The 20,792-nt window shown below is 71.1% G+C and carries 17 protein-coding genes; 9 read left to right on the plus strand and 8 right to left on the minus strand.

Annotation, left to right across the window (positions count from 1 at the left end; genetic code table 11):
• Nucleotide 1: 1 nt before the first annotated feature.
• Both A9A59_RS00115 and dinB read right to left on the minus strand, forming a co-directional pair.
• Complete coding sequence (locus A9A59_RS00115; RefSeq protein ID WP_165772386.1) at nt 2-667, minus strand: MerR family transcriptional regulator; 666 nt, start codon at nt 665-667, stop codon at nt 2-4.
• Between the two features lie 35 nt (nt 668-702).
• Nucleotides 703-1,902 (minus strand): DNA polymerase IV, encoded by a 1,200-nt coding sequence (gene dinB / locus A9A59_RS00120; protein ID WP_098502337.1) that lies wholly within the window; start codon nt 1,900-1,902, stop codon nt 703-705.
• A gap of 62 nt (nt 1,903-1,964) precedes the next feature.
• Here dinB and A9A59_RS00125 point away from each other — a divergent pair, with 62 nt between their 5' ends.
• Nucleotides 1,965-2,837 (plus strand): PAC2 family protein, encoded by an 873-nt coding sequence (locus tag A9A59_RS00125; protein ID WP_098502338.1) that lies wholly within the window; start codon nt 1,965-1,967, stop codon nt 2,835-2,837.
• Nucleotides 2,838-2,840: 3 nt separating this feature from the next.
• Here the strand turns inward: A9A59_RS00125 and A9A59_RS13845 are convergent, their stop codons facing one another.
• From A9A59_RS13845 to A9A59_RS00140, 4 genes are read right to left on the minus strand one after another with little or no spacing between them, the layout of a single operon-like run.
• Complete coding sequence (locus A9A59_RS13845; RefSeq protein ID WP_165772387.1) at nt 2,841-2,984, minus strand: hypothetical protein; 144 nt, start codon at nt 2,982-2,984, stop codon at nt 2,841-2,843.
• A gap of 5 nt (nt 2,985-2,989) precedes the next feature.
• Entirely contained in the window at nt 2,990-3,895 is a 906-nt protein-coding gene (locus tag A9A59_RS00130; RefSeq protein ID WP_098502339.1) for a TIGR03560 family F420-dependent LLM class oxidoreductase, read from the minus strand.
• 55 nt (nt 3,896-3,950) lie between these two features.
• Nucleotides 3,951-6,629, minus strand: coding sequence for a cation-translocating P-type ATPase (locus A9A59_RS00135; RefSeq protein WP_278286734.1), 2,679 nt, complete (start codon nt 6,627-6,629; stop codon nt 3,951-3,953).
• Nucleotides 6,622-7,455 carry a universal stress protein gene (locus tag A9A59_RS00140; protein WP_098502341.1) on the minus strand — a complete coding sequence of 278 codons (834 nt, stop codon included), beginning with the start codon at nt 7,453-7,455 and terminating at the stop codon, nt 6,622-6,624. The genes A9A59_RS00135 and A9A59_RS00140 overlap by 8 nt, the downstream gene beginning before the upstream one ends.
• Before the next feature lie 201 nt (nt 7,456-7,656).
• On the opposite strand from A9A59_RS00140, the gene A9A59_RS00145 reads away from it, so the two are divergent.
• Entirely contained in the window at nt 7,657-11,793 is a 4,137-nt protein-coding gene (locus tag A9A59_RS00145; protein ID WP_098502342.1) for a PAS domain-containing hybrid sensor histidine kinase/response regulator, read from the plus strand.
• 25 nt (nt 11,794-11,818) lie between these two features.
• Nucleotides 11,819-12,865: a Holliday junction branch migration DNA helicase RuvB gene (ruvB, locus tag A9A59_RS00150; protein WP_278286735.1), complete on the plus strand. Its 1,047-nt coding sequence runs from the start codon at nt 11,819-11,821 to the stop codon at nt 12,863-12,865.
• A 107-nt stretch (nt 12,866-12,972) separates the two neighbouring features.
• Here the strand turns inward: ruvB and A9A59_RS00155 are convergent, their stop codons facing one another.
• Nucleotides 12,973-13,287 (minus strand): antibiotic biosynthesis monooxygenase family protein, encoded by a 315-nt coding sequence (locus A9A59_RS00155; protein ID WP_098502344.1) that lies wholly within the window; start codon nt 13,285-13,287, stop codon nt 12,973-12,975.
• Between the two features lie 145 nt (nt 13,288-13,432).
• Between A9A59_RS00155 and A9A59_RS00160 the strand changes: the two genes are divergently transcribed.
• The 6 genes from A9A59_RS00160 to A9A59_RS00185 all read left to right on the plus strand — a co-directional run bounded on the left by A9A59_RS00160 (nt 13,433) and on the right by A9A59_RS00185 (nt 19,589).
• Entirely contained in the window at nt 13,433-14,485 is a 1,053-nt protein-coding gene (locus tag A9A59_RS00160; RefSeq protein WP_098502345.1) for a heme/hemin ABC transporter substrate-binding protein, read from the plus strand.
• 103 nt (nt 14,486-14,588) lie between these two features.
• Nucleotides 14,589-15,665: a FecCD family ABC transporter permease gene (locus A9A59_RS00165; RefSeq protein WP_278286736.1), complete on the plus strand. Its 1,077-nt coding sequence runs from the start codon at nt 14,589-14,591 to the stop codon at nt 15,663-15,665.
• Complete coding sequence (locus A9A59_RS00170) at nt 15,662-16,462, plus strand: heme ABC transporter ATP-binding protein (protein WP_098502347.1); 801 nt, start codon at nt 15,662-15,664, stop codon at nt 16,460-16,462. The genes A9A59_RS00165 and A9A59_RS00170 overlap by 4 nt, the downstream gene beginning before the upstream one ends.
• Nucleotides 16,463-16,498: 36 nt before the next feature.
• The gene (locus A9A59_RS00175; protein WP_098502348.1) at nt 16,499-17,449 is read left to right on the plus strand and encodes a prohibitin family protein; all 951 of its coding nucleotides are present in this window, start codon (nt 16,499-16,501) and stop codon (nt 17,447-17,449) included.
• A gap of 54 nt (nt 17,450-17,503) precedes the next feature.
• A complete protein-coding gene (locus A9A59_RS00180) occupies nt 17,504-18,751 on the plus strand; it encodes an MFS transporter (RefSeq protein ID WP_098502349.1) in 1,248 nt (415 codons plus the stop codon).
• Between the two features lie 64 nt (nt 18,752-18,815).
• Nucleotides 18,816-19,589 carry an SDR family oxidoreductase gene (locus A9A59_RS00185; protein ID WP_098502350.1) on the plus strand — a complete coding sequence of 258 codons (774 nt, stop codon included), beginning with the start codon at nt 18,816-18,818 and terminating at the stop codon, nt 19,587-19,589.
• Nucleotides 19,590-19,608: 19 nt separating this feature from the next.
• On the opposite strand, the gene A9A59_RS00190 is transcribed toward A9A59_RS00185, so the two are convergent.
• Nucleotides 19,609-20,742, minus strand: coding sequence for an NfeD family protein (locus A9A59_RS00190; RefSeq protein WP_479725457.1), 1,134 nt, complete (start codon nt 20,740-20,742; stop codon nt 19,609-19,611).
• Nucleotides 20,743-20,792: the final 50 nt, after the last annotated feature.

Here is a 20,792-nt window from a genome sequence, read left to right on the forward strand (position 1 = left end):
CTCAGCGCGACTGGGCTTCGTAGACGGAGGCCATGCCCTCGAGCATCACGTCGGCGAGGGAGAGGACGTTCTCGACGGCGTCGACGGCCTCTTCGGCGGAGAGGCCGGCCTCCGTGGCGATCTGGGCGGCCGTTTCTTCGAGAGAGCGGCGGAGCGCGTTGAAGGTGGCGACGGCGGTGGTGAGGCTGATGTGCTCGCTCACGAGGGTGCGGCCGTACTCGCGGCCGATGGAGCGGGCATCCTCGAGGGCGCGTTCTCGGCGGGCCTCGCCGGCGATGATGCGCGAGAAGAGGTCGACGACCTGGCGGCCGAGGAGGCGGAGGCGGTCGATGGCATCGGGGCTGAGCTGGTCGAAGGCGGGCGCGGCGTGGGCAGCGCGCCCGCGGGGGTGGAGGCGGCGGCGGACGCGGGCGGTGGCGAGGTCGCTGATGCGGGAGGGGTCTCGCGCAGCCTGCCGGGGGGCGATGCTGGCGACGATGTGCTTGAGGTCTTCGGCGAGGATGCGGCGGTGGCCGCCGCTGGTGCGGTAGGAGCGGATTTCGCCGGCATCGGCCCAGCGGCGGATGGTGGATTCGCTGACGCCGAGGAGTTTGCTGGCGGCGCCGAGGGTGAGCCAGCGGCTGCCGCCGGCATCAAGCTCGGGCAAGGGGTCGTCAAACTTCTCCAAAGCGTGCCAATTCTTTCGCCTGTCGGCGGAGGGTGTCAATGCGGCGCGCGGCCGGGGCTCTCGCGGGGCGGCGGCTGTTCGAGCTCTGCGGCACGCCGGATGACGGTATCGCCGAAGCGGTCGCGGAGGTCGATGAGGGCGTGCTGGAGAGCAGCCGGTGCGGTGCTCTCGCCGAGGGCGAGCTGGCGGGCGCGTTCGGTGAGGCCGGTGACGCCGAGGCCGACCAGGCGGACGGGCCGGCGGGCGTGCTCGTCCCAGGCGGCTTCGAAGAGGCGGAGAGCTTCGCGGTACAGCTCTTCGGTGTAGAGGAGCTGCCGGCCGGGCGTGTGGGAGCGTGTGAGGGTTTCGAAGGGCGGGAAGCGGAGCTTGAGCACGACGGTGCGGGCGGCGCGCTGCTCACGGGCGAGGTCGTCGGCGACGCGCTCGGCCTGGCGGAGCAGGGTGGCGCGGAGGACGTCGGCGGAGGGCTCGTCGCGGGCGAAGGTGTGTTCGCGGGAGATGGAGCGGCGGTCGGGGCGGAGGGCGACGACGCGGTCATCGGCGATGCCAAGGGCGCGCCGGCGGAGGTCGGCGCCGTGGCGGCCGAACTTCGCGACGAGGACCGACTCGGGCAGGGCGGCGAGGTCGCCGATGGTGGTCACGCCGAGGCGTTCGAGGATCTCTGCCGTCCGGCGGCCGATGCCGGGGAGGTCGCGGACGGGCCGGGGCGCGAGGAAGGCTGACTCTTCGCCGGGCGGGACGCGGAGGAGGCCGTCCGGCTTCGCGGCGTCGCTGGCCACCTTGGCGACGAGGCGGTTCGCGGCGATGCCGACGGATGCGGTGATGCCGATTTCGTCGCGGACGCGGCGACGGATGGCCTCGGCGATGGCGACGGGGGTGCCGAAGAGCTGCTCGGAGCCGGCGACATCGAGGTACGCTTCGTCGACGCTGACTGATTCGACGACGGGGGTGTAGCTGCGGAGGATGGCGTGGAAGGTCTTCGAGGCGGGTGCGTACCACGAGAAGTCGGGAGGGAGGAAGACGGCTGAGGAGCAGAGTTCGCGCGCGCGGAGGGTCGGCATGGCGGAGCGGATGCCGTAGCGGCGGGCCTCGTAGCTGGCGGTGCTGACGACGCCGCGGGGCCCGAGGTAGCCGACCACGACCGGTTTTCCCCGGAGCTCGGGGCGGCGGAGGAGCTCCATGGCGACGAAGAAGGCATCGAGGTCGACGTGGAGGACGGTGGCGGAATCGACCATGTGTTCGGATGGTAGCAGGCGGGACGAGCTGCAGGTGACCGGCCGGGGTGTATGCTGAGGGCATGGAGCATCTGCGGCTGGAGAACCTCCCGGAGCTGCGCTCGCCGGTGTTCATCTGCGCCTTTGCGGGGTGGAACGACGCAGCTTCGGCGGCGACGAACGCGGCGCGATTCGTGGTGCGGCGGTTCGGGGCGCGGAAGTTCGGGAGCTTCGACCCGGAGCCGTTTTACGACTTCCGGGAGGTGCGCCCGCACGTTCGGCTGACGGTGCGGGGGGAGCGGGAGGTGATCTGGCCGGCGAACGACGCGTTTTACGCCCGGAACCCGACGGGGCCGCACGATGTGCTGGTGTTCATCGGCACGGAGCCGAACCTGAAGTGGCGGACGTATACCGGGGAGCTGGTGGAGCTGGCGACGTGGATGCGGGCCGAGCTGGTGGTGTCGCTTGGGGCGCTGCTGGCGGATGTGCCGCATACGCGGCCGGTGCGGGTGACGGGGAGCGCGTTCGACCCGGCGGTGGGTGAGCGGCTCGGGCTGCAGCCGTCGCGGTACGAAGGGCCGACCGGGATCGTGGGGGTGCTGCACACGGCGCTGCGGGATGCGGGGCTGCCGGGCGCGAGCCTCTGGGCGAACGTGCCGCACTACCTGACGGCCAGCCAGAACCCGGCGGCGACGGCGGCGCTGCTGCGGCGGATTTCGGGGCTGCTCGAGGTGACCTTCGACCTTGCGGAGCTCGACGCAGCGGCTCAGCGGTTCCTGGCCGAGGTGGAGGGTGCGCTCCAGGCGAATCCCGAGGCGCAGGAGTACGTACGCCGGCTCGAGGCGAGCTACGAAGAAGCGGGGCCGGAGGCGCCGCAGCTGCCGCGCGGCGAGGACCTCGTGCTTGATATCGAGCGGTTCCTGCGGGAGCAGCGCGAGGGCCGGGGCGAGGACTAAGGCTCAGGCGGACCGGCGGCCGCTTGGCTCGCCGGGGAGCAGGAGCGCATCGAGGACGGCGTAGAGGCCAACGAGGACGAGCGTCACGACGGCGATGCGGACGAGGCGGCGAACCAGGCGGAGCGGCGCGGCGGCGAGTGTGCGCATACGGCTTACTCCCTGCTGACGCGGGTGATGACCTGCTCGTTGAACCGGTCGAGCGTGGCGAGCTTCTCTTCGAGGGTGCGGCCGATGCTGAATCCGGGAATGATGAGCTCGTTGACGCCGGCCTCGGCGTACTGTTCGACGAGCGCGCGGAGCTCGGGACCTGTCCCGCCGAGAACGGGGCGCCCTGAGGCGCGGACGCGTTCGATGAGGGAGCGGTCGTCGGTCATAACAAGGAGCGCCTGTGCGGAGCGGCGGATGGTGCGGGGGTCGCGGCCGAGCTCTTCGCAGTAGCGATCGAGGATTTGGCCTTTTCGGGCGAGGACTTCGGGGGTGCCCCAGACGTTCCACTCGTTTGCGTAGCGTGCCGCGATGCGAAGGGTGCGCTGTTCGCCGCCCCCGCCGATGAGGAGCGGAACCGGCGACTGGACCGGTTTCGGCTCGAGGGGGGCATCGGTGAGCTGGTAATAGCGGCCGGCGAAGGTGGTGCGGCGATTGGCGAAGAGGCTGGTGATGATGTGGCAGGCTTCTTCGAGACGGGAGAGGCGGCCGCCGACGGTGGAGAATTCGATGCCGTAGGCGCGGTGTTCGTTTTCCTGCCAGCCGGCGCCGAGGCCGAGGACGAGGCGGCCGCCGCTGATGATGTCGACGGTGGCGGCCATCTTGGCGAGGACGGCGGGGTGGCGGTAGGTGTTGCCGGTGACGAGGGGGCCGATGCGGATGCGTGGGACGGCGGCGGCGAGGGCGGCAAGGGTCGTCCAGCATTCGCCGACGGGGGCGGAGAGGTCGGTATCGTTGGGCATGAAGTGGTCGGCGTAGTAGACGCCGTCCCAGCCGGTGGCTTCGGCGTGGCGGGCGATGGCGAGGGTTTCGGCCCAGGGGTCGTTCATGCTGGGCCAGACGGCGAATTTCACAGGCGGCGCTCCGGGTGGGATGTGGCGAGCATCGTACGCCGCACGGGCGGCAGCGTCAGGCGCGGCGCACGAGGGTGCGGTAGAGCGGGCTGCCGCCGCGAAGGCGAACGAGGAGCTTGTGGAGTTCGACGACGACGATGACGGAGGCTGCCACCGGGATCATCCGGAGCCAGGCTTCGAGGGGGAGCGGCTCGACGCGGAGGACGTACTGGGTCGGCGGGAGGTAGAGCGAAGCGATGTGGAGGGCGAGGGCCGCGACGGTTGCATAAAAGAGGAACGGGTTTTTGAGGGGGCTGCGGGCGAAGGCGGACTGGCGTTCGACGCGGGCGTTGCCGAGGTGGAAGGCCTGGAAGAGGACCATGGTGGTGAGGGCGACGGTGCGGGCGGCTTCGAGGCTGGCACCCTGGTCGAGCTCCCAGCGGAAGAGGGCGAGGGTGCCGATGCACATGATGATGCCGGCGACGGCCGTGCGCTCCCAGAGGAGGGGCGAGATGATGCCCTCGGAGCGCCTGCGCGGCGGGTAGCGCAGGACATCTTTCTCGCCGGGTTCGAAGGCGAGGGCGACGTCCTGGAGGCCGTTGGTGACCAGGTTGAGCCAGAGGAACTGGGCAGCGACCATCGGCACGGGCCACTGGAGTGCGACGGAAGCGAGGATGGCGATGAGGAGGGCGGCGCCGGTGGAGACGAGGAAGAAGGTGACCTTGCGGACGTTTTCAAACGTGACGCGGCCTTCTTCGACGGCGGCGTAGATGGTGACGAAGTTGTCGTCGGCGAGGACCATGTCGGCGGCCTCGCGGGCGACATCGGTGCCGGAGCGGCCCATGGCGATGCCGATATCGGCTGCGCGAAGGGCGGGGGCGTCATTGACACCGTCGCCGGTGACGGCGACAACGTGGCCGTCGGCGCGGAGGGCACGGACGGCGCGGAGCTTGTGCTCGGGTGCTGCACGGGCGATGACGGAGGTTTCGCGGAGGCGTGCGCGGAGCGCGTCGTCGTCCAGTGTATCGACCTCGGGGCCGGGGAGGACGGGGGCGCCCGGGGGTGCAATCCCGAGCTCGGCAGCGATGGCGCTGGCGGTGGTGGCGTGGTCGCCGGTGATCATGATGACGCGCATGCCGGCCTGCTGGCAGCCGCGGATCGCTTCGCGGACGCCGGGCCGCGGCGGGTCCATCATCGCCTGGAGGCCGAGGAAGACCAGGTCGCGGGGGTGGTCGTCGGGGTCGGGCGGGGCGTCGAGGGGGCGCCAGGCCATGGCGAGGACGCGGTAACCGCGGCTGGCGAGGTCGTGGGCGGCTGCGAGGATAGCGGCGCGGTCCACCGGCGCTTCGCCGGCGGGCGTGAGCATGCTGGCGGAGCGCTCGGCGATGCGCTCGGGGGCGCCCTTGACGAACCAGGCGGGGCGGCCCTCCCAGGTGCGGCAGCTGGCCGAGTACTGGCGTTCTGACTCGAAGGGGACATCGGCAAGGACGGGGGCGGCGCGGAGGTCGGCCGGTTCGAGGCCGACAGCGATGGCGGCGAGGAGGAGGGCGGCCTCGGTGGGGTCGCCGCTGGTTTCATAACCGTCATCGGTGAGGAAGGCGTCAGCTTCGTTGGTCATGACGCCGGTGACGAAGAGGAGGCGCTCCAGTTCGGAGATGTCCGGCGCCGTGCTGGAGCCGGGCGGGGGCACGGCGCGGGTGCCGGCTGCCGTCCAGGCTTCGCGGACGGTCATGCGGTTTTCGGTGAGGGTGCCGGTTTTATCGGAGCCGATGACGGTGGTGCTGCCGAGGGTTTCGACGGCGGGGAGCTTGCGGATGATGGCGTTGCGGCGGGCCATGCGGCGGACGCCGAGGGCGAGGGCGATGGTGAAGGCGACGGGCAGCCCTTCAGGGACGACGGCGACCGAGAGGGCGACCGCGACGAGGAACATCTGCGAGGGGGATTCGCCGACGATGACGCCGAGGACAAATGAGACGAGGGCCCCGGCCGCGACGAGAATTCCGATTGCGCGGGCAAAGCGCTCCATCCGCTCCTGGAGGGGAGTTGTGGGGATATCCTGGGTCCGCATGCTGCCGGCGATGGCGCCGAGTTCGGTCTGCATGCCGGTGGCGACGACGTAGCCGCGGCCCCGCCCGCGGACGACGATGGTGCCGGAATAGGCCATGCAGGAGCGCTCGGCGATGGGCGTCGCGGGGTCGGGGTTGGGGTCGGCGGATTTCGCGACCCCTTCGGATTCGCCGGTGAGGAGCGACTGGTCGACGACGAGGTCGTTGACGGCGATGAGGCGGATATCGGCGGGGACGCGCATGCCGGATTCGAGCAGGACGAGGTCGCCGGGGACGAGGTCGCGGCTGTCGATGTCGCGTTCGTGGCCGTCGCGGATGACGCGGGCGCGCGGCGCAACGAGGCCCATGAGGGCGCGGACGGACCGTTCGGCGCGGCGCTCCTGGGTGAAGCCGATGGTGGCGTTGAGGGCGAGAACGGCCGCGATGACGCCCGCATCGATCCATTCCTCGAGGGCGAGGGTGACGAGCGCGGCGACGAGGAGGATGTAGATGACGGGAGAGGTGAACTGGTGGAGGAGGGTGGCGTACCAGGGCGGCGGCGGGACGGGGTCGATGACGTTGGGACCGGAGCTGGCGAGGCGGTCGGCGGCCTCCCGGCTGGTGAGCCCGTGGGGTCCTGCGCCGAGTGCCGTTGCGACCTCGTCGGCGGCGAGGGTGTGCCAGGCCGGCACGGGTCGGGCTTCAGACACCGGAGTGTTCCCCCGGGGGCGCGACAAGGAGGAGCGGCAGGGGGCTGGAGCGGACGAGGGCATCGGCAACCGAGCCGAGGAGGAAGCGGAGGGCGCGGCCGCGGCCGTGGGTAGAGAGGGCGATGTGGGTGGCCGCGGATTCGCGAGCGACGCGGATGGCGGCAGCGGCAACCGATTCGAACGAGCGCGCGGGCTCGACGCGGCGGTGGACGACCTGGACGCCGGGCATCGCGGCCTCGAGCTCTTCGAGGGCATTCGCGAGTTCGAGTTCGCGCTCCCGCGGGGCTTCGCCGAGGGCGGGGACGGCGACGGCAAGCAGCTCGACCGGGACCGCGGCGCCCTGGAGCAGGCCGGCGAGGCCGGGACCGACAGCGGCGGCCGTGGGGCTTCCATCGGTGAGGGCCAGGACGCGGACAGGCGCCTCATCGGCGGGGCTGTAGCGCGGGCCGATGGCGAGGACGGGCACCGGTGCGGCCCGCACGGTTTCGCCGAGGCTGCTGAGGCCGGGGCCTTCGCGGGAGTCAACGGCGAGGAGGCGGGCATCGAGTTCGATGGCCCGGCGGACGGGCGGGGCCCACTCGGGTTCGCCGTAGAGGCGGAGCGCGAGGCCGACGGATGCGACACCGGCGGGGAGCATGGCTTCGAGGTCTTCGGCGGCGGCGCGGATGGCGGCGACGAGTGCGGCCGGGCGGGCCGGGTCGGCGCTCGCGGCGGGGTCGAAGACGGCGGTGCCGAGGAGCGGCAGGCCGAGGGCAGTGGCGAGCGGCCGGGCGGCTGCGGGGAGGGCGTGGAGGTCGGGGAGGGGGAGCGCGCAGAGGATGGTCATGCGGTCAGTATTGCGCAGGGCGGTTGACGCCGGGAGGGGCCGAATGGCCGTGGCGATTGGGGACGTGGCGGGCATCTGTTGCGGAACGTGGGGCCTGTTCGGGCGGCTCCGGGGCGGGCGGGTCGCGGAATTTCGGTGATTTCCCCTACGCGAAGGGGAGGCACCCTGGGCTAGTATCCGCGCTGAGATGCGGAGGGACGGGTGAGGGTTCGGCTTATTGCCGCCGCGGGCGGAGCAGAGGAGCTGGCAAAGGGGCTCCAGGCGGCGGGGCATGTGCTGGCGGCGGACGAGGGCGACGGCAGGCCGGCGGAGGCCGCGGTTGTGGATGGCATATCCGGCGCGGAGGCATCGCGGTGGGCCGCGGAGGCGGAAACGGGGGCGCTGCCGGTCATCGCCGGGCTCACGGACATCCCCGGCGGCGTTGAGGCTGCGCTCGAGGCCGGGGTTGGCGACGTCTACCCGGCGGGCGACGTGGCTGCCCTGCTGGCGCGGCTGGCGGTGCTGGAGCGGCTGGGGCCGCAGGAGGCCGGCGCACGCCTGGCTGCGGCGGCGGTGAACGATGCCATGTTCACGCTGGGGTTCGACGGCCGGCTGCGGTGGGTGAACCCGGCGGCGGAGCGGCTGACGGGCTACGGTCAGGATCAGCTGGTGGGCATGCATATGCTGCAGCTCGTCCGCGACCCGGCGGAGGCTGCGCGGGCCGCCGAGGAGCTGGAGCAAAAGCGCGACGGGCTCCTCGATGCGTCGCTGCTCCAACTGCATATCACCACGGCAACGGGCGAGGTTGTGCCGGTGGAGGTGAACAGCCGGGTCGTGACGCGGGAAGGCCGGCCTTGGGCGGTGGAGGGGGTGGCGCGGGACCTGCGCCCGCGGCGAGCGATGGAGGAGCGGCTGCGGCGGGAGGCGGAGCTGTTTGCGCACCTGGGGGTTGCGGCGGTCGCGACGGACCGCAAGGGCAGGATCCTGACGTGGAACCGGGAGGCGGAGCGGCTCTTCGGACGCAGTGAAGCGGAGATGCGCGGGTTGAACGCCCTGGACCTGGTGGCGGGGTCCGCCGGGGAGGCGGCGATGCGCGAAGTGGCGAAGCTGGCCGCGGGGGCAGATATCTCGGTCGAGCTGAAGCTGCGGCGGGCCGATGGGGCGACCTTCCCGGCGCTGGTGCGGGGGACGCCGCTGCGGGACGAGTCGGGCGCCGTCGTCGGGTCGGTGGGGGCGATTGTCGACCTGAGCGAGGAGCGGGCGCGGCAGGCGGAGCTGGCGCGGCTGGCGGCGATTGTGGAGTCGGCGGAGGACGCGGTCATCGGCCGTGACCTGGAGGGGCGGATTACGAGCTGGAACCGGGCAGCGGAGCGGCTGTTCGGGTACACGGCGGCGGAGATGGTCGGCGGGCTGGGCCTCGAGACGGTCCCGGAGCACCGCCGGGAGGAGTACCTGGAGCGGCTGTCTGGCATCGCAGCGGCGGCAGAACGCCCCCACGACCCGGGCGCGGCGCCGGAGGTGGTGGAGGTGGAGCGGATGGACCGGTGGGGGCGGGTGTTCCCGGCGCAGGCATCGACGTTCCTGGTGTACGACCGGGACGGCCGGCCGACGGGTGCGGCTTCGTTCGTCCGGGACATCAGCCGGGAGCGGGCGATGACCGCGGCGCTGCGCGAGCGCGAGGCAACGCTCCGGGGCGTGTTCGAGAGCACGCAGGACCACCTCTGGCTGCTGGACCGGGACGGGAAGCTGGTGATGTGCAACGGCCCGGCGCGCGCCTTCGCCCGGGCCGTTTTCGGGCGCGAGCCGCAGCCGGGCGACTCCATGGTGATGTTCGCGGACGGGGAACACCGGGGCCTGCTGGCGGGGGTCATCCGCAAGGCGCTGGCGGGGGAGGCGGTGCAGGGCGAGCTGGCCGCGCGTGACGCAGCCGGGAGACGGGTGTACTTCGACATCCAGGTGAACCCGGTCCGGGATGGCGAGGGCGGCGTGACGGGTGTGCTGGTGTCGGCCCGGGACGTGACGGAGCAGGCCCGCACCCGGCGGGAGCTGCAGCGTGCGCGGGAGGAGCTGGCGGCCGAGTACGCAAAGCTGGCAACGATCCTCGAGAACTCCGATGAAGGGGTGGCACTGCTCGACCGCGACCTCCGGCTGATCGCCTTCAACTCGACCTTCGCCGAAGGGACGCGGCTCCGGCGGGGGGTTTCGCCGGAGCCGGGGATGCCGTTCGAGGCGTGCGTTTCGCCGGAGAGCGCGCCCTACCTCGTGGCGCGCGTGCGGGAGGCGCTGGCGGGCCGGTGGGTCGCCTTCGAGGTGCAGTCTCGGACGCCGGGTCAGCAGCGCTGGTTCGAGGTGCGCATCCGGCCCGTAGTCGGCCGGGACGGCGAGGTGACCGGGGTGGTGTACACCGGGAGGGACGTGACCGGGCGGCGCCTGCTCGAACTGGAGCGCGAGGCAGCGCTGGCTGAGGCCCGGCGGCTGGCCACGGTGGTGGAGAGCTCGACCGAGGCGGTGATCGCCATCGGGCGGGATGGGCGGATTGAAAGCTGGAACCGGGCGGCGGAAGAGCTCTACGGGTGGACGGCAGCGGAGGCGCTCGGTCAGCCGTTTACGATGATCCTGCCGCCGGAGGAAGCCGAGCGGGGCGCTGCGCTGTTCGCCCGGCTGCTCTCGGGCGAGGCGCTGCGCGGCGAGATGCCGCGGGTGACGAAAGATGGGCGGCGGCTGGTCGTTGAATCGGCCTACTTCCCGCTGCGCGACGCCGAGGGGAGGGTGACCGGGGTGGGGTGCACCTCGCACGACGTGACCCGGCAGCGGGAGATGGAGCGGCAGATTGCCGAGCAGGCGGCAGACCTCGAGGGCACGCTCCGGGCGATCCACGAGGGGCTGGCGCTGCTGGACCCGGACGGGCGCGTGCTGCTGGTGAACCCGGCGATGCAGGAGACCATCGGCGCCGTCTTCGGGGTCGTTCCCGGGCCGGGGATGCACTGGCGGGAGGTGGTGCCCCCGGAACACGAGGCCGGCTTCGGCGAGGTCATCGCGGAGACGCTGGCGGGGGGGACGCCCTCGTTCGAGCAGGCGGTAACGGACCGGGAGGGGAACCAGCGGGTGCTGGAGCTCTCGTTCGGGCGGGTGCTGCTGCCCGACGGGGGCGTGCGCGGGGTTGCCGTGACGCTGCGGGATGTGACGGAGCGGAAGCGTACGGAGCAGCGGCTGCTGCAGGCGCAGAAGGCGGAGTCGCTGGCGGTGCTGGCCGGCGGGATCGCACACGATTTCAATAACCTGCTGGTCGGCATTCTCGGGAATGCGGGGCTTGCGCTGGCCGAACTGCCGCCGGAATCGCCGGTGCGGGCGACGATTGCCGACATTGAGACGGCCGGGCAGCGGGCTGCCGACCTCGCCCGGCAGATGCTGGCGTACTCGGGACGCGGGAAGTTTGTGGTCGGGCCGCTGCAGCTGAACGCCCTGGTGGAGGAGATGGCGCACCTGCTGCGGGTGTCGGTGGGGGCGGGCGTGCGGCTGGTGCTGGACCTTGCGCCGGGGCTGCCCCCGGTGGTGGGCGATGCCACGCAGCTGCGGCAGGTGGTGATGAACCTCGTCATCAATGCCTCCGACGCGATTGGCGCGGGGGAGGGAACGGTCCGCGTGACGACGGCGGCAGCGCCGGGCCGCCCGGAGCTGTTCGCGGGAGCGGTCGTGACGCCGGGCGAACTGGCCGCGCGGTACGTGGTGCTGGAGGTGGCGGACACGGGGTCGGGGATGGATGCGGCGACGCTGACGCGGATTTTCGACCCGTTCTTCACGACGAAGTTCACGGGGCGCGGGCTGGGGCTGGCCGCAGTGCTGGGGATTGTGCGGGGCCACCAGGGCGGGATCTCGGTGACGAGCGCGCCGGGCGAAGGCACACGGTTCCGGGTGATGCTCCCGGCTGCGGGTGAGCTGCCGCCAGCCGAGGAAGGCACCCGTTCGACTGCGGCGTGGCGGGGTTCGGGGCTGGTGATCGTGGCGGATGACGAGCCGGGCGTGCGGAAGGTGACGGCGCGGGCGCTGAGCGGGATGGGGTTCGAGGTGCTTGAGGCCGAAGACGGGCAGGCGGCCGTCGAGCTGTTTGCGCAGCACCGGGAGCGGGTGGTGCTGGTGCTGCTGGATATGACGATGCCGCGGATGAACGGGCAGGCCGCCTTCCGTGCGATCCGGGCGCTGGACCCCGGGGCGAAGGTTGTGCTGATGAGCGGCTATACCGAGCAGGACGCCGCTGAGCAATTTGCAGAGGGCGGGCTGGCCGGGTTCCTGCAGAAGCCGTATGAGCTGGGGGGGCTGCAGGAGCTGGTCCGGCGGGTGGCGGGGGATTCGACGCCCTAGAACATCTGTACGTTATACTGCCGGCGTGACCGAGGAACGGGTGGTGGCGCCGCAGGCACAGGCCGAGGACGCGGAGCTGGAGCGTTCGCTGCGGCCGCGGCGGCTCGCGGAGTTCCCCGGGCAGGAGCGGACGAAGCGGAACCTTGCGATTGCGATCGCGGCGGCGAAGCAGCGGGGGGAGCCGCTCGACCACGTGCTGCTGTACGGTCCGCCGGGGCTGGGGAAAACGACGCTGGCGAACATCATCGCGCACGAGATGGGGGTGTCGATCCGGACGACGAGCGGGCCGGCGTTCGAGCGGCCGGGCGACCTTGCGGCGGTGCTGACGAACCTGAAAGAGGGGGACATCCTCTTCGTCGACGAAATTCACCGGCTTTCGAGCGCGGTGGAGGAGATCCTCTACCCGGCGATGGAGGATTTCGCGCTCGACCTCGTCATCGGGAAAGGGGCCGGGGCACGGTCGGTGCGGCTGGCGCTGCCGCGGTTCACGCTGATCGGTGCGACGACGCGGTATGCGATGGTGAGCGCGCCGCTGCGGGACCGGTTCGGCTCGGTGTACCGGCTGGATTTCTATGAGCCGGAGACGCTGGCGCTGATCCTGCGGCGGTCGGCGGCGATCCTCGGGATGGCGCTGCCGGATGACGCGGCGATGGAGATTGCGCGAAGGTCGCGGGGAACGCCGCGGATTGCGAACCGGCTGCTGCGGCGGGTGCGGGACTTCGTGGCGGTACGCAACGGAGGGGTCGTGACGTTGGAGGCGGCGCGGGAGGCGCTGGCGATGCTGGAGGTGGATGAGCTCGGGCTGGATGAATCGGACCGGGCGGTGCTGCGGGCAGTGGTGGAGACGTTCAACGGCGGGCCCGTGGGGCTGGAGACGATTGCCGCGGCGATTTCGGAGGAGGCGGACACGATCATGGACGTGTACGAGCCGTTCCTCCTGAAGTGCGGGTTCCTGAACCGGACGCCGCGAGGGCGAGTGGCGACGGAGGCGGCGTACCGCCACCTGGGGCTGGAGCCGCCGCGGGAACGGCCGGCGCAGGCGGCGCTGTGGGACGGTGCCGGGGCTCCCTAGGGGGTGCCGGTGCTGCCGCGGGCGGGGGCGGTGACAGAGAACATGGAGGCCCGGCACGATGTGCCGGGCCTCCGCAGCAGGGGGAGCGTGAGGGACAAACCCGCGGCTCAGGCGGGCGCCGGAGCCTCCTGGGTGAGAACGGCCTCGTAGACGGAAAGACGGGGCGGGGCGGCGAGGACGCCGCTCATGGGCGCCTGGCTGTGTGCGGCACGGAAGGCCTCGGAGCGGGTCCAGGCTTCGAAAGCTGCGCGGGATTCCCAGGTTGAATGGGAGATGTATTCGCCCGGTTCATCGCCCTTGAGCAGCGCGAAGCGGACAAAGCCGGGAACGGATGCGAGGTAGGACTCGCGAGTGCGCCAGGCGGCCTCGAAGTCGGCCTCGCGGCCGGGGTTAATGGAGAAGCGGTTCATTGCGACGAACATAGTGCCTCCAGGGCCTGATGGATGGGCGTTGCCGGTCATACAGGGCAAGCGACGTCAGTCGAGATGGTAATCCGATCACTTGTTATTAGTCAATCCTAATGCTAGATCTTTGGGACATCCCGTACTTGGGATGAGGAGGTGTGACATGATTCCACGGAACGGGCTCCGTTGGTTCGTCCTGGCCGGGCTTGCCAGCATCCTGGCGGCGACGGCCGCGACCGCCTGCGGGGGCGACGATGATGACGACGCGCAGGCAGGCGCGACTGCTCCTGCTGCGACGGCGACGACAGCTGCGGAAGAAAGTCCGACGGCGGCGCCGACCCCGACGCCGGCGATCACCGCGGAATCCCGGCCGGTGCTGCCGGCGACCGTGAAGGACAAGGACGGGGAGGAGATCACCGTCAGCGACATCAGCCGGGTTGTCGTGCTGAACGGCGACCTGACCGAGGTGGTGTACGCGCTGGGGCTCGGCGAGAACGTCGTGGGGGTGGACACCTCGGCGACGTACCCGCCAGAGGCGCGGGAAAAACCGAAGATTGGCTACCAGCGATCGCTCAACGCGGAGGGGATCCTGAGCCTGCAGCCGACGGTGATTATCGGGAGCGAGCTGGCGGGGCCGCCGGCGGTCATCGAGCAGATCCGATCGGCAGGGGTGCCGGTCGTGCTGTTCAAGACGGTGTCGTCGCTCGACGACATCCAGCGCAAGATTACGGACGTCGCGACAGCGCTGGGCGTGCCGAACCGCGGCAGGCTGCTGGCGCAGCAGACGAAGGCGGAGATTGATGAGGCGCTGGCGCTTGCAGCGAAGGCGACGAGCAAGCCGCGGGTGGCGTTCCTTTACCTGCGGGGTTCGACGGTTCAAACGATGGCCGGGAAGGGGTCGGGCGCCGACATGCTGATAACGGCGGCTGGCGGGATCGACGCGGGGTCGGAAGCGGGGATAGTCGGGAGCAAGCCGCTCACGCCGGAGTCGCTGGTGACGGCTGCGCCGGACGTCATTGTTGTGACGACGTCCGGTCTGCAGTCGGTTGGAGGGGTGGACGGCCTGCTGCAGATCCCGGGCATTGCCCAGACGCCCGCGGGCAAGGCGCGGCGGGTGGTGGATTTTGACGACCAGTACCTGCTTGGGATGGGCCCGCGGGCGGGGAAGGCGCTGATGGACCTGGTGAAGGCGCTGCACCCGGAACTCAAGGGGTAGCCCGGCCCAGGCGGTGGAGCTGCCGCGAGCGGCGGCGTCGCGGCCGGCCTGACTCGCGTCCTAAGCGCGGGCGGGCCGGCCAGGAATGCAAGGAGGCAGAGGTATGGCCCTGGCGGTGAGTGAGCTTGCACGACGTGCCGGGCACGCCCGTGCGCATTTCCGGCTGGCTGCGCTGCCAACCCTGGCAATTCTGCTGGGTTGTGCGGTCCTTCTGAACCTGGCGATTGGAGCTGTTCGGGTACCGCCTTCGGCGGTGCTCGGCATCCTGCTCGACCACGCCGGGTTCTCGACGGGACTGGAGTACACCCCGCAGCAGGAGGCGGTGGTGTGGAACATTCGGGTGCCGCGCGTGCTGCTGGCCCTGATGGTGGGGGCAGGACTGGGGACTGCCGGGTGCGCCCTCCAGGGTATTTTCCGGAATCCGCTGGCGGACCCGGGCATCATCGGCGTTTCGAGCGGGGCGGCGCTGGGTGCGGTGGGGCTCATCATCCTGGGAGTAAGTCCGCTCGGGATGTGGTCTGTTCCCGCGGCGGCGTTTGCGGGCGGGCTTCTGCTGACGCTGATGGTGTATGCACTGTCGCGCCGCGACGGCCGCACCGAGGTGGTCACCCTGGTCCTGACCGGGGTGGCGCTCAATGCGATTGCCGGCGGGCTGATCGGGTTCGCGCTGTTTTACGCGACGGATGCGCAATTGCGGAATGTGGTCTTCTGGCAGCTGGGGAGCGTTGGGGGAGCGACCTGGCCGAATGTGAGGCCGGCAGTACTTGCTGCGGTTGTCGCCGTCGTGCCGCTGATGCGGTACGGACACCGCCTCAACCTGTTGGCGCTTGGGGAGCGGGAAGCGTATCACCTCGGCGTCGACACTGAACGGCTGCGGCTGCAGGTGATTGCGCTGGCGGCACTGGCCACGGCGGCGGCGGTGTCGTTTGCGGGGGTCATCGGCTTTGTCGGGCTGGTGGTGCCGCATATGCTGCGGCTGATGCTCGGGCCCGACCACCGGCGGCTGCTGCCGGCATCGGCGCTGCTTGGCGCTGCCGTGATAGCGCTTGCGGACCTGGCGGCGCGGACGGTCGTGGCGCCGGCGGAGATGCCGCTGGGGGTTGTGACGGCGCTGGCGGGCGGTCCGTATTTCCTCTGGCTCATTCACCGGACGCGGCGGGCGCAAGGGGGTTGGGGATGAGGCTGGAAGCGCGCGGGGTGAGCTTCCGGGTCGGGCCGTTCGAGCTGGTCCGAAGGGTGGACCTGGCGGTTGAGCCTGGCGAGTTCGTGGCGGTCGTCGGTGCGAACGGGGCCGGGAAATCGACGCTGGTTCGGCTCCTGGCGGGCGACCTGCGGCCGAGCGGGGGCACCGTGCTGCTCGGCGGGAAGCCGCTGGATGCGTACGGTGCGGGCGGGCTGGCACGGCTGCGGTCGGTGCTGCCGCAGCAATCGCGAATTGAGTTCGCGTTCACGGTGCGGCAGGTCGTCGAGATGGGACGGAGCCCGTACATGAGGCGGGGGGCCCGGGGGAAGGACGAGGAGGGGCTGATCGAGCGGGCGATGGCCGCCGCGGATGTCGCGCGGCTGTCCGGGCGGGCGTACCCGGGGCTCTCCGGTGGCGAACAGGCGCGGACATGCCTGGCGCGCGTGCTGGCGCAGGACACGCCGGTGGTGCTGCTCGACGAACCGACGGCGGCGCTGGACATCCGCCATCAGCACCAGGTGCTGGGCGTCGTGCGGGGGCTGGCGGAGCATGGGAAGGCGGTACTGGCGGTGCTGCACGACCTGAATCTCGCAGCGGCGTATGCGACGCGCGTGGTTGCGATGCACCGGGGTGGCGTGGCTGCTGCGGGATGCCCTGAGGAGGTGCTGACGGGCGAAGTGCTGAGCCGCATCTACGAGCACCCGGTCGAGGTTGTGCGCGCGGGGGAGCCGCCCCGCCTGGTGGTGCTGCCGCGGGCGGGGGCGGTGACGGCAGGGTTCGGCCTGAGCGGGTAGAGTGACGGGGACATCACGCGTTTCGGAGGCGGTTCGATGCCCTGGGTTGTCAGTGTGTTCCTTGCTGTGCTGGTATGCGGGACGGTGTTCGTGGTCGGGCGGGCGGCACGCGGGGCGGCGGCGCCGGGCTCGCCCGAGCGGGTTCGCGGCGGGCTGGTTATGGGCGGCGCCATCGTTGTGTTCGTTGCCTGGGTCGGGGTGCACACGGCGCTCCGCTCGGTGAAGCCGATCGAGGCGGGCCACGTGGGTGTGGTGTACCAGTTCGGCGAGATTGTGGGGCAGAAGCCGGAGGGCCTGCAGTTTATCTGGCCGTGGCAGGACCTGCGGATTGAGAGCGTGCAGGTGCAGCGGTACCGGTTCGAGAACATTACGGCGTTTTCGCAGGAGACGCAGGACGTCTTCTTCATTGCAACGCTGAACTATTCGGTGTCGCCCTCGGCGGTGCAGACGCTCTACCGGACGGTGGGCCCCCGCTGGTTCGACCGGCTGATTGAGCCGCGGGTGTTGAACTTTTTCAAGGAAGAGACGGTGAAGTATTCGACGGTGGATGTTGGGCCGAACCGGGAGAACATACGGTCGGCGGTGCGGGCGCGGCTGAGCCAGGAGCTGGCGCCGTTTTCGATCGAGATTAACGACCTGCTGATCGACAACATCGAGTTCAGCGCGGAGTTCAAGGCGGCGATCGAGCAGAAGCAGATTGCGACGCAGGACGCGCTGCGGGAGCAGGAGCGGGTGCGGCAGCGGCAGTTCGAGGCGCAGCAGCAGATCGAGCTGGCGCGGGGCGAGGCGGAATCGATCCGGGTGCGGGCCGAGGGGCAGGCTGAGGCGAACCGGCTGCTGGCGCAGTCGCTGACGCCGGAGGTGATCCAGTTCCAGGCGCTGCAGAAGCTGGGGGACAACATCCAGATCGCGCTGCTGCCGGCAGGGCAGGGGATCATCATCGACCCGGCGACGCTGCTGGGGCAGCAGCAGCCGGGGAACCGGTAGGGCCGGGCGCGGGGGCGGCTCCCGCGCCGGGGAGCCGGCTGGTAGGCTGGCGGGATGCCCGAGGCGCGCATCGGCCGGAATCTCCGCCTGCTCGGTGCGTTCTGGTTTTTGCGCGACTTTCAGCTGTGGATCCCGGTGTGGATCGTCTACCTGACGATCGAGCGGGGGTTTTCGTTCACGCAGATCGCGGCTGCCGAGAGCCTGTACCTGGTCGGGGTGCTGGCGCTGGAGGTGCCGACGGGGGCGATTGCGGACCGGTTCGGGCGGCGGGTATCGCTGGGGCTGGGGGCAATCAGCCTGGCGTCCTCGGTGACCATCTTTGCGTTTACGACGTCGCCGGTGGTGCTGTTCGCGTCGTTCGCGTGGTGGGCCGTGGCGACGACGCTGATGTCGGGGGCCGACATGGCGCTGCTCTACGACACGCTGAAGGCGGGCGGGCAGGAGCATACCTACGAGCGGGCGGCGGGGCGCGGGCAGGCGGTGTCGTGGGCGGGTGTCGGGCTGGCGACGCTGTTCGGCGGGCCGGTGGCAGCGGTGCTGGACACCCGGGCGACGATCCTGATTGGGGCGGCCACCTGCCTGGCCGCGGCTGCGGTCGCTTTTGCGCTGTGGGAACCGCCACGGGCGACGGCGGCGCACGAGGGCGGCGTCCGCGGGTACCTGCTGACGATCGGGCGGGCGTTCCGGGAGGCGTGGCGGGTGCGGGCCATCCGCTACGTGCTGCTGCTGTTCGGCGTGGCCGTCGCCGGGATTGAGACGGTGCACTACCTGGTGCAGCCGTTCCTCGTGGAGAACGGGGTCGAGGTCGGCGCGGCGTTCTCGCTGCTGCAGGTCCCGCTGTTCGCGGCGGGGATGGCGGGCGCGCTGGTTGCGGGGCGGGTGGAGCGGCTGGCAGGGCCGACCGGGGGCCTGCTCGGGCTGGGAGCCGTGGGCGCGGTGCTGCTCGGGCTGCTGGCGGCCCGGCCCAGCCTGTGGCTGTACGGCGCCCTGCCGGCGCTGATGGCGCTGAATTCGTGCGCCTACCCGCTGATGACCGGGGCCATCAACCGGCAGGTGGGGTCGGAGCGGCGGGCCACGGTGCTTTCCATCGGGAGCATGAGCCTGAGCATCGCGATGGCGGTACTGGCGCCGGGAATCGGGTTTGCGGTGGATACCTGGGGCGTGGGCGCCGCCTTCGGCCTGGGGGCAGCTGCGGCGGCTGCCGGTGTCCTGGCGTTCGGCGGACCGGCGCTGGCGGCGTGGAGGTCGCGTGCGCCGGACGGCGGGCTGGCGGCGGAGCCGGGAGCGGCCGGCGGACCGTAAGGCCGGGCGGGGCGAGAATGGCGGCTGCCCCTCACCACGATGCTCGGCAGGAGAGACGTTGGCGATGACCGGATTGTTCGACATTGCGGGGAAGGTGGCGCTCGTCACGGGCGGGTCGCGCGGGATCGGCCTGATGATTGCGCGCGGGTTCGTGGAGGCGGGCGCGAAGACCTACATTTCGTCGCGGAAGGCGGACGTGTGCGCGGAGGTGGCCGCGGAGCTTTCGAAGACGGGGACGTGCATCGCCATCCCGGCGGACCTCGGGACGGAAGCCGGGTGCCGGTACCTCGCGGAGGAGATGGCGAAACGGGAGGAGCGGCTCCACATCCTGGTGAACAACGCCGGGGCGAACTGGAATGCGCCGCTTGCCGAGTTCCCGGATGATGCCTGGGACAAGGTGATGAACCTGAATGTGAAAGGCGTATTCCACCTGACGCGCTTCCTGGTGCCGCTGCTGGAGCGGGCTGCGACGGATGACGACCCGGCGCGGGTGATCAACATCGGCTCGATCGACGGGCTGCAGGCGCCGGGGTTCGACACCTATGCGTACTCTTCGAGCAAGGCGGCGGTGCACCACCTGACGCGGCACCTGGCGCAGAAGCTGGCGCCGAGCCGGATCACGGTGAACGCGATTGCGCCGGGGCCGTTCGAGAGCAAGATGATGGCGGAGACGCTGCGGCGGTTCGGCGACAGCATCCGGGCGAGCAATCCGCTGGGGCGGATCGGGCGTCCGGAGGATATGGCGGGGACGGCGATCTACCTGGCGTCGAAGGCGGGGGCGTACGTGACGGGGGTCGTCCTGCCAGTCGACGGGGGGATGTCGACCCGGCACGAGTAGCGGCGCGTCAGAAGGCGCGTCAGAAGGCGAAGGGGTCGGAGCGGGCACGCCGGGCCTGGCGGTCTGCGAAGAGGACGATAGCGACGAGGAGGAGGACGACGGCGAGGAGGATGCCGCCGGCGGTGGCGAATGCCCAGGCCGGCGGGCGGAAGTCGGCGGGGGTATCGCGGAAGGCGATGATGGCGCCAAGGACGATGGCGACAGCCCCCGCGGCGCCGAGGATGCCGCTGGTAACGAACAGTTCGGCAGCGACGAGGGCGAGGCCGAGGGCGATGAGGACGAGGCCGGCGGTATCGACGGGGAGGAGCCCGAAGCCGAGGAAGCCGAGGATGACGGCGATGGCGCCGGCGACGCCCGGGACGCCGAGGCCGGGTGAGAAGAGTTCGATCATGATGGCGAGGAAGCCGAGGGAGAGCAGGAGCGATGCGATGGCCGGGTCGGCGATGAAGGCGAGGAACCGCTCCCAGACGGTCATTTCGAGGTCGACGCGGGGCGCCCCGGGGAGCCCTGTGAGCGTGGCGGTGACGCCCGGGCGGAGGGTGATGGTGCGGCCCTCGGACTGGCGGAGGAGGTCATCGAGGTCGGCCGCGACGAAATCGACGACGTCGAGGCGGGCGGCTTCGTTTTCGTTGACGGCGACGGCCTCGCGGACGGCCTGCTCGGCCCAGTCGGCGTTGCGGCCGCGGAGCTCTGCGATGCCGCGGATGTAGGCGACGGCGTCGTTCTCGATCTTCTTTCCCAGCGTGCCCTCGATGTCGGAGCCATCGGCGTTGATGGCGGAGGCGGCGCCGATGGCGGTGTTGGGGGCCATGGCGGCGATGTGGCCGGCCATGGTGATGAAGGTGCCTGCGCTGGCGGCCCGGGCGCCGATTGGTGCGACGTAGACCGCGACGGGGACATCGGCGCGGCCGATGCGCTGGACGATATCGCGCATGGAGGTGTCGAGGCCGCCAGGGGTATCGAGCTCGAGAACGACGAGCCGGGCGTTCTGGTCTTCGGCATCGGAGATGATGCGGTCGATGTAGCGGGCCATGATGGGGCCGACGGTGCCATCGACGCGGGCGACGTGGACGGCGCCATCGGGGGGTTCGTCGCCGGCGCAGGCTGCGAGGAGGCCGAGGGCAATGCAGGCGGCGGTGAAGATTCGGCGCATCACACGTCGAGTATAGCCGGGATGGGCGGGCGCTTCTCCGACGGGTGTGG

This window comes from Tepidiforma thermophila, assembly GCF_002563855.1.
GTDB lineage: Bacteria > Chloroflexota > Dehalococcoidia > Tepidiformales > Tepidiformaceae > Tepidiforma > Tepidiforma thermophila.